This is a genomic window from Limosilactobacillus vaginalis DSM 5837 = ATCC 49540, assembly GCF_000159435.1.
Taxonomy (GTDB): domain Bacteria; phylum Bacillota; class Bacilli; order Lactobacillales; family Lactobacillaceae; genus Limosilactobacillus; species Limosilactobacillus vaginalis.
In genome coordinates this window covers 1-716 of record NZ_GG693433.1, presented here as the reverse complement: position 1 = coordinate 716, position 716 = coordinate 1, and the positions used below count along the sequence as shown (strand labels likewise).

The 716-nt window shown below is 33.3% G+C and carries 2 protein-coding genes; both read right to left on the bottom strand.

Annotation, left to right across the window (positions count from 1 at the left end; genetic code table 11):
• The coding region (locus HMPREF0549_RS08880; protein ID WP_003717966.1) for an adenine-specific methyltransferase EcoRI family protein at nt 1-310 on the bottom strand (310 nt) is incomplete at its 3' end.
• Nucleotides 311-403: 93 nt separating this feature from the next.
• On the bottom strand, nt 404-703 hold the full coding sequence (locus tag HMPREF0549_RS08875) for an EcoRI family type II restriction endonuclease (protein ID WP_445013409.1): 300 nt from the start codon (nt 701-703) through the stop codon (nt 404-406).
• Between the last annotated feature and the right edge of the window lie 13 nt (nt 704-716).

The window sequence follows — 716 nt, the reverse complement described above, 5'->3', positions numbered from 1 at the left end:
TTCCATTTTCTTTATGATATTCATAGTAAAATCCGTTCTTCGCGGCTTCGCTACTAGAAAAACCTTCTTTATTCTCTACATAGCAAGATGCTATTAACTTTTTCAAGCCAAGATTATCAAAATTCACTGCAAAATATTTAAAGAAATTGCTTACTCTAGGATCATCACAATTGCAATAAACAACCTTATCAGAGAAGTGCTCTCTGTAGTATTGCAGTTCGTTCTCAATATCACAATACTGAGTGTAAAATTCGTCGCTTTTCGATTTTTTAGCTTTGTGCAGTAACTTGTTTGTTGCATTTCTAGCCATTAATTAAAACCTTATTAAAATAAAAAATATCACTTAGATGTAAGCTGTTCAAACAAGTCACGCCCCAACACTCTGAGCGAAGTCGTTGATATATCAAACATTATTNCAAACATGATTCGAATCCCACTCCCTCCCATCTCCTTGAGTATATATAGATGCTGCTTGTAGCATAATGCTTTTGTCTTTATGATTTACAAATTTGTTAATACATAGATTACTATTTATAGGCATTCCATAATTAGCTGCAGTTAGTCGATCTAACCTATTTAATATACCAGAATTATACTCAAGATTAACAACCCTTCCATCTGGTCTTGTTATTGAGATATTTTCTGTTAAAAAGTTAGACCCCTCTAAGAAAAGGACGTAAGGAAAGTGGCTCTCAGAGAGCATAAAATTCGCTATC